Genomic DNA, 10,649 nt, shown 5'->3' on the forward strand with positions numbered 1-10,649 from the left:
GATTCCGCCTGCTAGACGCGTGTCGGGGAGCGGATGGTTGTACGCCGTATGTCTCAGTCCTGTACGGACGCCGGTGTCTCGGTTCTGTACGGACGCCGGTGTCTCAGTTCTGTACGGATGCCACCGGCACGAGCCGTCGCCGCTCGGCGCGCGCGGCCCGCGAGCCGTACAGCGTGACCGAGACGACGCCGAGGACCGCGAACAGCCCCAGCGACACGGTCCCGGCCCAGCCCCCGGCGTGGAAGGCGACCGCGCCGAGCGTGCCGCCCGCGCTGGAGCCCAGGTAGTACGCGGACTGGTACAGCGCCGACGCCTGGGCCCGGCCCTTCGTCGCCGTACGGCTCACGGACGAGGAGGCGACCGCGTGCCCGGCGAAGAATCCCGCCGTGATCAGGACCAGGCCGAGGAGTACGGCGGCCAGCTGGTCGGCGAGCGACAGCAGCAGACCGGCAGCCGTCGTGGAGACGGCCAGGTACAGCGCGCCCCGTCGGCCGAGGCGGGCGACCAGCTTGCCGGCCGCGGCGGAGGAGACCGTACCGACGAGATAGACCAGGAAGATCGACCCGACGACACCCTGCGGGAGGTTGAACGGCGCCTCCACCAGGCGGTAGCCGATCACCGTGTAGACCGCGCCGAACACCGTCATGAACAGCGCGCCGATCGCGTACAGCCGGCGCAGCAGCGGGTCGGCGAGGTGCCCGCCCACCGTCTTCGCGAGGGCCTTCGGGTTCAGCGAACCCGGGGTGAAGTGCCGGGCCCTGGGGATCATGAAGTGGAAGACGACCGCGCAGGCCACGGCCAGCAGCCCGACCGCGCCGAGTGCCGCCCGCCAGCCCCACAGCTGGGCGATCCAGCCGGTGAGGATACGGCCACTCATCCCGCCGATGCTGTTGCCCGCCACGAACAGTCCGATCGCGGCGACCAGTGCCTTCGGCCGTACCTCCTCGGCCAGGTACGCCATCGCGGACGCCGGGAGTCCGGCCAGCGCCGCGCCCTGGACGGCGCGCAGCGCGATCAGCCAGCCGAGCGAGGGCGCGAACGGCACGAGCAGCCCGACCAGTACGGCGACCGCCAGCGAGGCGGTCATCATCTGCCGCCGCCCGAACCGCTCGGACAGCGCACTCATCGGCAGCACACACAGCGCCAGCGCGCCCGTCGCCGCGGAGACCGTCCAGCTGGCCTGGCCGGCCGTGGCGCCGAGGGAGGCGGAGACGGCGGGCAGCAGGGCCTGGGTGGAGTAGAGAAGTGCGAACGTCGCGACACCTGCGGCGAAGAGAGCGAAGCTCATCCGGCGGTAGCCGGGGCGGCCCGGTTCGAGACGGTCCGGCGCGGTGGTGCCGGTGGTGGTGGCAGCGGCGGCGACGGGGGACGGCTGGGGCGAGGCGGCCACGGTGAGGGTGGACGCCCCGGTACTGGCAGGAGGCATGGTTCGAAAGTAGGCCGCCCGGCTTCATGCGTCCAATGCACGAAGTGGCGATAATCAATCCCATGGTGCATGAACACAGGTCACAGCCGCGGCTGTCACCCAGTAGTTACGAAGAAGACATTCGCGCCGTCCTCGCCCCGCGGCTGGCCCACTTCGAGGCGGTGGCCCGCCACGAGCACGTCACCCGCGCCGCGCACGAGCTCGGCGTCCCGCAGTCGACGCTCTCACGGTCGATGGTCAGGCTCGAACAGGACCTGGGAGTCGCCCTGTTCGCCCGCAAGGGCCGTACCGTCTCCCTCACGCCCGCGGGCCGCACCTTCCTGGGCTCCGCCGAGCGGGCCCTCGCCGAGGTCGAGAAGGCCGCCGACTCGGTACGGGCCGACGCCGACCCGGCCACCGGCAAGGTCGCCTTCGGCTTCCTGCACACCATGGGCTCCGAGACCGTGCCCGCCCTGATCCGCGCCTTCCGCGCCGACCACCCCCGGGTCCGCTTCCAGCTCGTGCAGAACTACGGCGAGGCGATGATCGAACGCCTCCGGTCCGGCGGCCTCGACCTCTGCCTCACCTCACCCGTCCCGGACGCCCCCGACCTGGTAGCCCGCCGCCTCGACGAACAGCGGCTGCGCCTGGTCGTCCCCGAGGACCACCGCCTCGCCACCCGCCGCCGCATCCGCCTGGCGGAGGCCGCCGACGAAAAGTTCGTCACCCTCGAACCGGGTTACGGCCTGCGGCGGATCACCGACGACCTGTGCGCGGAGGCCGGCTTCACTCCACGTGTCGCCTTCGAGGGCGAGGAGGCGGAGACCCTGCGCGGCCTGGTCGCGGCCGGCCTCGGCGTGGCCCTGCTGCCGCCGCCCGCCGTGGCCCGCCCCGGCGTCGTCGAACTCACGGTGACGGCCCCGAGAGCGGCCCGCGAGATCGGCGTCGCCTGGCTGGACGGCCACCCGGACACCCCACCGGTGGCCGCCTTCAAGCGCTTCCTGCTGTCGCGCCGGGGCCACCTGCTGCCGGACTGAGCCGGGCCCGGGGCTCCGGAACCACGGGAGCGGGACGGGTAGGACCGCCGAGCGGATCGGCGGGAGCCGGCCGCCCACGTCCGTCGCGGACGACGGGACGGGCGAGGCCCTTCCGCGCCCCGCATCATGGCCACCCTGCGCAACCTCGCCATCGGTCTGATGCGCCAGGCCGGCTGGACCGACATCGCCGCCGCAGCCGACCACTACCGGTCACGCAGCCGCGCTGCTCGATCTCGCAACCTGAGAACGCATCAGCCCGGCCAATCAGGGTGAGTCCTGGCAGCTTCCTGAAACCTCGGTTGCCGCCGGGCAAACATGCCCAGTTGTATGGGGCCCGAGGAACGGGATTCGAAGCCGCTCGAAGATGCGGAATTCCTTCCTGGCGGCTCCCGAGAGTCCCCCACTCCATGGGTCGTCCCGGTGTGCGGGGATCCGCCCCCTCGTTGGGTGCGGATCCCCGTCCTCCATGGTGCATTCACGTGGAAGGTGGGGTCGTGGCGCGTCTGCCGATCGGCTTGGTGTTTCCCGGGCAGGGGACACAGAAAGAGAGAATGGGTGAGCCCTGGCGGGAAACCCCTTCCTGGGAACTCACGGGGGAAGTCTCCGAGGCTGTCGGAGAAGACCTCCCGGAACTGCTGTTGCGTACCCCGGGCGAACAACTGCGCCGTACCGACCTGGCGCAGCTCGCCGTGTTCACCGTCTCGGTCGTCGCCCATGCCGAGGCCGTGCGCCGTGATGCGCTGGGCGGCACTCCGGTCGCCTGCGCCGGGCACAGCCTCGGCGAGTACGCCGCCCTCACCGCCGCGGGGGCGCTCACCGTATCCGCCACCGCCAAGCTGGTGGCCGCGCGCGGCCGGGCCATGCGGCGAGCCGCCGAGGCCCGCGAGGGCACGATGGGCGTCCTCGTCGCCGCGCCCCGGGAGGAGGTGGCCGCGCTGGCCGGGCGGCTGCGCGAGGACGGCCTTGAGGTGTGGGTGGCCAATGTCAACGCACCGGGCCAGACCGTGGTTTCCGGTTCCCTCGATGGCATCGCCCGGATCGAGGAGGAGGCGCCCTCCATCGGCGCCAAGCTGATCCGCGTCCAGGTCGGCGGTGCCTTCCACAGCCCCTACATGGCGCCGGCCGCGGATGTCCTGGCCGCCGCGCTGAAGGACTCCGCCTTCGCTCCGGCCCATCTGCCCGTGGTGGCCAACGCCGACGCCGAGCCGCACACGGACGGCGCGGCCTGGCCGGAGCTCAGCGCCCGCCAGCTCACCTCACCCGTGCTGTGGGAGCGGAGCGTACGCACCCTGGTCGGCACGCTCGGCTGCCGCCGGCTCGTCGAGATCGGGCCCGGGCGCACGCTGGCCGGACTGATCCGTCGGATCGTCCCGGACACCGAGGTCGTTTCCGTGGACACACCGGCTGCGCTGGACTGAAGCGCCGGGCACCCGACCGACGCAGCGAGGAGATCCATCGCCATGGCACCTGCCACCACAAGCATCTGGCTGCGCCGGTATGCCAGCCCGGCCCCGCCCCGCGTGCGGCTGCTCTGCCTGCCGCACGCGGGCGGCTCCGCCACCTTCTTCCACAGCTGGGGGCGGGCCCTCGGCGAGGACGTCGAGGTGCTCACCGCGCGCTACCCCGGACGGCAGGAGCGCATCGCGGAAACCCCACTGACCTCGATCGAGGAACTCGCGGACGCGTTCGCCGCCGAACTGCGGCCGTACCTCGACGTTCCGCTGGCACTCTTCGGCCACAGCATGGGCGCCTCCGTCGGATACGAAGTCGCCCTCCGGCTGGAGGCGCACCACCGCACCGCCCTCGCACTGCTGATGGTCTCCTGTCGCAAGCCCCCGCACCTGCTCACCCCGCGCACGTGGAGGCTCTCGGGCACCCCCGAGGGGCGGGCGCGCACCGGCCGCCTGTACGGCGCGGACGCAGAACTCGTCGAGGAGGTGCGGCGACTCGGCGGCACCGACGCCGCACTGCTCGAAGACGAGGGCATGCGCGAGCTGCTGCTTCCCGCGATCCGTGCCGACTTCGAGGCCGTCGACAGGTACACCGCCCGGCGGGGAGCCCCCCTCGGCTGCCCCGTCGTCGGCTACCTCGGCGCCGACGACCCGGACATCACCGGTGCGGAGGCCGCCGCCTGGTCGGCCGTCGCGCCGAAGGGCTTCGACCTCAAGGTGCTGCCGGGCGGTCACTTCTATCTGACGGACCAGCGCGACGCCCTGCTGGAGGACATCCACGCGCGGCTGGAGCAGGTGCGATGAGCGGGGCGGTCCAACTCCGGACACCGACCGGGATCGGCGTACTCGACAAGGCCGCCCTCCTCCTGCAGATCGTCGAGGAGGGCCCGGCCTCACTCGGCGACCTCGTGAAGTACAGCGGGCTGACCAGGCAGACGATCCACCGCCTCGCCCTCGCCCTGGAACGCCTCGGGCTGCTCACCCGCGACCCGCAGGGCCGGTTCGTCCTGGGCCCCCGGCTCGACTCGGCGGGACTCCAGGTGCGCCACGACCGGCTGGCCGGTGCCGCCGGACCGTTCCTGTCCGAACTGCATGCGGAGACGGGCCTTGACGCCCGGCTCCACCGCCGCTTGGACGACCTGCAGGTCTGCGTCGCCGCTTCCGCCGGATCCGCGTGTGGACAGGTGCCCCTCGGTATGCCTCGGCCGGCCTCCACGGGCCCCGTCGCCCAGGTGCTCCTCGCCTGGGCGGAACCCGACGCGGTGTTCCACGGCCTGAACCACGCCCGCTTCACCGCTGCCCAGCTCACCCTCGTACGCCGTAGGGGCTGGGCTTACGGACCGGACCGGATGCTGCCGGGGAGCGTCACGTACGCCGCTCCGGTACGCGGCCCCGACGAGCGGGTGGTGGCCGCGCTGGCCCTGACCGGTCCCGCCGCACGCATGCCCGAGGCGCCCGAACGCAGTCTCACCGGCCCTCTGTTCGACGCGGTCGCCGCTCTCGGTGACGCCATGTCGCGGCTCCGCCCGGACGTCTGCCCGACCGTGAAGCCTGCCTGACAGGGCTGTTGCAAAGTTCTTTGATCTTCGAAGCTCCGGTTCGGCAGGGCGACTTGAGGAGTCACCGAGGTGGTGCGCCGCCTCCTCGGCGGGGGCAGGGTCGTGGACGGCGGGGCCGCTCTCGTCCTGGAGTCCGAGGCCGCGGCTGCCGAGCGCTCCGCCACCGTGCGCGCCGAACTCGGTGCGTACCGCAGGGGAGCGGGCGAGCCGAACGGTACGGGTCTGCGCCGGCGGCTGCCCGCGCACCTCGGCGCCGGCTCCGGTGCCCTCGGGGTGCTCCAGGTCGCCGCCGCCGTCGGCCGTTTCGACGCCGGGCTGCGCGAGCCGGTGCGGGCACCTCTGGCCGGTGGACCCCGCGCCGCGCTGGGAGGTCTCGCACCTCGCCTACCTCGCCGCCGAACAGCACGGCGCCGGGCGCGAGTTCATCGCCGCGACCTACCGGCGCCGGTGGGAGCTGGGCGAGGACATCTCCGAGCCCGCGACCATGGCCTCGGTAGGGGAGGAGATCGGCGTCGACCCGCAGAGCCTGGCGGGCGCACACCGGCATCCCGAAATCCGGGAGAAGGGCATGGCCGCCTTGAACTCCCTATACGGGGACGGTGTGTTCGGCGTCCCCCTCTTCATCATCGGGTTCGAGAAGTACTGGGGTGTCGACCGGCTTTCGGATTTCGTGGAAACGGCTCGGCCCGAGATCGCGAAGTGACCTGGTAACCGCGGAGAGTAAAGACAAGAAAGGCGTGAGAAGAAATGGCGACCAACCCGTTCGAGGATGACAGCGCGAGCTACTACGTGCTCGTCAACGAGGAGGGGCAGCACTCCCTGTGGCCCGCGTTCGCGGAGGTTTTGGCGGGCTGGACCGTGCGGCACGGCGAGGCGGGCCGGCAGGAGTGCCTCGACCACATCAACGAGAACTGGACCGACATGCGCCTGGCCAGCCTGATCCAGGCGATGGGGGCCTGAACGGATGTATCGGTTGCGGCGGCGGCCTCGGGAACGGGCGGTCCGGCGGCGGCCTCGGGAACGGGCGTTGGCACCTATCTGCAACGCCCGTTCCCCGTGTCCGGGGCCGGTTGGCAGGTTGATGCAGTGGGCATTGTCAGGGATTTGGGGCGATGCGAAGGTTCAGTCGGCTCCCCGGAACTGTCGACCGGAAATTCTTCCCGGGTCCGCCGGTCGGGGATTGTTGGCTTTGTCTGATAGGGGTGGATGAGACTCGTGCTTGGTGGAGATGGCATACCGCTGACCGCAGCCCAGGCCGGAATTTGGTACGCCCAGCAACTCGACCCGGAGAACTCGGTCTTCAACGCCGCGGAATACCTTGAGGTCCGCGGAGCCCTGGACACCACCCTGTTCGAGCGGGCGCTGCGCCGACTGGTGCAGGAGACCGAGGTGTTGCGGATGCGTGTCGTCGAGGACGACGAGGGCCTGCGGCAGGTCGCCCTCCCCGAACCCTCCTGGACACTGGAGCACCTGGACCTGCGGGGCGAGGCCGACCCGGACGCGGCGGCGGAGCACTGGATGCGCGGCCTGCTCAAGGAGCCCGTCGACCCGCGACGGGACCTGTTGTTCCGGTTCGCGCTGCTGCGGGTGGCCGAGGACCGGTACCTGTGGTTCTACCGCTACCACCACGTCACGGTGGACGGCTTCGCCGTCGCCATGCTGGCCCGCCGCGCCGCCGACGTGTACAGCGCCTTCGCCGCCGGGCGGGAGCCCGAGGCCAGCGGGTTCGGCTCGGTCGCCGACCTGGTGGCCGCCGACACCACGTACCGCGCCGGTGAACGCTTCGCCACCGACCGGGAGTTCTGGCAGCAGCGGCTCGCCGACTGCCCGGAGCCGGTGGGCCTGTCCGACCGCTCGCCGGTCACGGCGCACGGACTGGTGCGCCGCACCGAGTTCCTTCCCGGCGAGGCCCTGGAGGGCCTGCGGGACCTCGCCCGCGAGGTCGGGGTGACCTGGCCGGCCGCGATGATGACCGCCGCCGCCCTCTACCTCCAGCGCTCCACCGGCGCCGACGAGGTCGTGCTCGGTGTCCCGGTCTCCTGCCGCCTGGGCCGCGCCGCCCGCTCCACCCCCGGCATGGTTTCCAACGTGGTGCCGCTGCGGGTGCCCGTCCGGCAGGGCGCCACCCTGGCCGAGCTGCTGTCCCAGGTCTCCGCCGAACTGCGCGCGGTGGTGAAGCACCAGAACTACCGGTACGAGGACCTGGCCCGGGACCGCGGGCTGCTGGGCAGCGGCGGGCGGCTCACCGGCCCCGAGATCAACATCATGATGTTCGACTACCAGCTGAGCTTCGGTGACTGCCCCGCGGTTGTACACAACCTCTCCATCGGGCCCTCCGACGACCTCTCGGTCATCGTGTACGAGCGCTCCGACGGCCGAGGCCTCCAGGTCGACTTCGACGCCAACCCGGCCCTGTACTCCAATGCCGAGATCGCCGCTCACCAGCGCCGTTTCGTCGGCTTCCTGGACCGGCTCGCCACGGCCGGCGCCGACACCCCCGTCGGGCGTCTCGAACTGGCCACCGCCACCGAACGCGACCTGGTCGTACGGACCCACAACGACACCGGGCACCCGGTGCCCGACACCACCCTCACGGCACTCCTCGACGAACAGGCCCGGCGCACCCCGCAGGCCGAGGCGCTCCGCTTCGAGGGCAGCTCCCTGACCTACCGCGAACTGCACGCCCGCGCCGACCGGCTGGCCCATGTGCTGCGCACGCACGGAGCCGGCCCGGAGAGCCTGGTGGCCCTCGCCGTGCCGCGCTCGCAGGAGCTGGTGATCGGGCTCCTCGCGGTGCTCAGGACGGGCGCCGCCTACCTGCCCGTCGACCCCGACTATCCGGCCGAGCGCATCCGGTTCCTGCTCACCGACGCCCGGCCGCTGCTGCTCCTCACCACCGCCGAGACGGCGACGCGGCTGCCGGACGGCCTGCCGGTGGCCTCGCTCGTCCTGGACGACGCGCATACCACCGGGCTGCTCGCCGCCCAGCCCGAAGGGCCGGTCGCCGGCCCCGCTCCCGTCGGCGACCACCCCGCGTACGTGATCTACACCTCGGGTTCCACCGGCCGCCCCAAGGGGGCCGTCGTCTCGCACCGGGCCATCGTCAACCGGCTGCTGTGGATGCAGGACCGCTTCGGCCTCGGCGCCGACGACCGGGTCCTGCAGAAGACCCCCTCCGGCTTCGACGTGTCGGTCTGGGAGTTCTTCTGGCCGCTGATCACCGGCGCCACCCTCGTCGTCGCCCGGCCCGAGGGCCACAAGGACCCCGCGTACCTGGCCGAGGTAATCCGTACCCAGGGTGTCACCACGGCACACTTCGTGCCGTCCATGCTCCAGTTCTTCCTCCAGGAGCCGGACGCCGTCCGCTGCACGGGCCTGCGCCGAGTCCTGTGCAGCGGCGAGGCCCTGCCCGGGGAACTGCGCGACCGGTTCCACCTGTCCCTGCCGGGGGCCGGCCTGTTCAACCTGTACGGGCCCACGGAGGCCGCCGTCGACGTGACCTGCGGGGAGTGCCCGCCCGCCACCGGTCCCGTGCCGATCGGGCGGCCGGTGTGGAACACCCGTACCTATGTGCTCGATTCCGCGCTGCGCCCGGTCGCCCCGGGCGTCCCCGGCGAGCTGTACCTCGCCGGTGTCCAGCTGGCCCGCGGCTACCTCGGCCGCCCGGGGCTGAGCGCCGAGCGGTTCGTCGCCGACCCGTTCGGCGGGCCGGGGGAGCGGATGTACCGCACTGGTGACCTCGCCCTCTGGGGAGAGGACGGCGCGCTGGTCTACCTCGGCCGCACCGACGACCAGGTCAAGATCCGCGGGCTGCGCATCGAACTCGGCGAGATCGAGAACGTACTCGCCCGACACCGGGCGGTGCGCGCCGCCGCCGTACTCGCCCGTGAGGACCAGGCGGGCGACAAGCGGATCGTCGCCTACCTGGTTTCGGCCGACGGCTCCGCGCCCGACATCGACGCCCTCCGCGGCGCTCTGGCCGCCGAACTCCCGGACTACATGGTTCCGTCGGCGTTCGTGCCCCTGCCCGGGCTGCCGGTGACCGCCAACGGCAAGCTGGACCACAGGGCGCTGCCCGCACCCGAACGCGCCGCCTCCTCCGGGCGGGTGCCGCGCACCCCGCGCGAGGAGATCCTGTGCGAGCTGTTCGCCGAGGTGCTCGGCCTGCCGCGGACCGGCATGGACGACAACTTCTTCGCCATGGGGGGCCATTCGCTGCTCGTCAGCCGGCTGATCAACAGGGTCCGCGCCACCCTGGGCGCCGAACTCACCATCCGCAGCATCTTCGAGGCACCCACACCGGCCCAGCTTGAGGCAAGGATCGCGGGCGGGGTCCGCGAGGAGAACCCGCTCGACGTGGTGCTGCCGCTGCGCCCGCACGGCAGCCGCCCGGCCGTGTTCTGCATCCACCCCGCCGGCGGCCTCGGCTGGTCCTACGCCGGGATCATCAAGCACCTCGACCAGGACGTCCCCGTGTACGCCCTGCAGGCCCGGGGGCTGGACGGCGTGGAGGCCATGCCGTCGAGCTTCAAGGAGATGGCCGCCGACTACATCGAGCAGATCCGCAAGGTGCAGCCGCAGGGGCCCTACCACCTGCTGGGCTACTCCTCCGGCGGTATCGCGGCCCATGTCATCGCCTGCGAACTGCAGGCGGCCGGTGAGGAGGTCGGCCTGCTGGGCATCCTCGACACCTACCCCGGGCAGACCCTTGCGGAGCTGGGGGATCAGGAGATCCTCGCCGATCTGCTGCGCTGGGTCGGCTACGACCCCCGCTACCTGGGCCGCAAACCGCTCACGTACGACAAGGTCATCGGGATCCTGCGCAAGCTCGGCAGCTCCCTCGCCAGCCTCGAACCGCACCACATCGAAGCCATCGGCCGGGTGTATGCCAACGGGCGCACGCTGGTCCACGAGGTCGAGCCCTCCCGGTTCCCGGGGGACGTGACGGTCCTGGTGGCCTCGCTCGACAAGGTCGACATCTCCCCGACGCCGGAGACCTGGCGCCCGTACGTGGGGGGTGAGATCAAAGCGCACTACCTGGAGCGCAGCCACAACGACCTGATGAAGCCGGCGGCCCTGGCCGAGATCGGCCAGATCCTCGCGGCGGAGCTGCGCAGCATCGAGGCCCGGGTCCCGTCCGCCGTCGGCGGAGCACCGGACCACCGCTCAACCGATCGTCATTCCAAGGTGGGTTGAC

The 10,649-nt window shown here is 72.0% G+C and carries 9 protein-coding genes; 8 read left to right on the plus strand and 1 reads right to left on the minus strand.

All coding sequences use genetic code 11. The features are described from left to right. Nucleotides 1-103: 103 nt before the first annotated feature. Entirely contained in the window at nt 104-1,426 is a 1,323-nt protein-coding gene (locus tag OH735_RS23270) for an MFS transporter (RefSeq protein WP_406383449.1), read from the minus strand. A gap of 62 nt (nt 1,427-1,488) precedes the next feature. On the opposite strand from OH735_RS23270, the gene OH735_RS23275 reads away from it, so the two are divergent. From OH735_RS23275 to OH735_RS23310, 8 genes are all read left to right on the plus strand, one after another. Beyond that, the gene (locus OH735_RS23275; RefSeq protein WP_406383450.1) at nt 1,489-2,442 is read left to right on the plus strand and encodes a LysR family transcriptional regulator; all 954 of its coding nucleotides are present in this window, start codon (nt 1,489-1,491) and stop codon (nt 2,440-2,442) included. A 126-nt stretch (nt 2,443-2,568) separates the two neighbouring features. Beyond that, entirely contained in the window at nt 2,569-2,715 is a 147-nt protein-coding gene (locus OH735_RS23280) for a hypothetical protein (RefSeq protein WP_406383451.1), read from the plus strand. A gap of 245 nt (nt 2,716-2,960) precedes the next feature. Further along, a complete protein-coding gene (locus tag OH735_RS23285; RefSeq protein WP_406386698.1) occupies nt 2,961-3,860 on the plus strand; it encodes an ACP S-malonyltransferase in 900 nt (299 codons plus the stop codon). Between the two features lie 42 nt (nt 3,861-3,902). After that, nucleotides 3,903-4,697, plus strand: coding sequence for a thioesterase II family protein (locus OH735_RS23290; RefSeq protein ID WP_406383452.1), 795 nt, complete (start codon nt 3,903-3,905; stop codon nt 4,695-4,697). Then, nucleotides 4,694-5,452 carry an IclR family transcriptional regulator gene (locus OH735_RS23295; RefSeq protein WP_406383453.1) on the plus strand — a complete coding sequence of 253 codons (759 nt, stop codon included), beginning with the start codon at nt 4,694-4,696 and terminating at the stop codon, nt 5,450-5,452. The genes OH735_RS23290 and OH735_RS23295 overlap by 4 nt, the downstream gene beginning before the upstream one ends. A 346-nt stretch (nt 5,453-5,798) precedes the next feature. After that, nucleotides 5,799-6,155, plus strand: coding sequence for a DsbA family protein (locus tag OH735_RS23300; protein WP_406383454.1), 357 nt, complete (start codon nt 5,799-5,801; stop codon nt 6,153-6,155). A 44-nt stretch (nt 6,156-6,199) separates the two neighbouring features. After that, on the plus strand, nt 6,200-6,412 hold the full coding sequence (locus tag OH735_RS23305) for an MbtH family protein (protein ID WP_406383455.1): 213 nt from the start codon (nt 6,200-6,202) through the stop codon (nt 6,410-6,412). Nucleotides 6,413-6,667: 255 nt separating this feature from the next. After that, nucleotides 6,668-10,648: an amino acid adenylation domain-containing protein gene (locus OH735_RS23310; RefSeq protein ID WP_406383456.1), complete on the plus strand. Its 3,981-nt coding sequence runs from the start codon at nt 6,668-6,670 to the stop codon at nt 10,646-10,648. The last annotated feature ends 1 nt before the right edge of the window (nt 10,649 follow it).

Source organism: Streptomyces sp. NBC_01618, from assembly GCF_045209435.1.
Classification (GTDB): domain Bacteria; phylum Actinomycetota; class Actinomycetes; order Streptomycetales; family Streptomycetaceae; genus Streptomyces.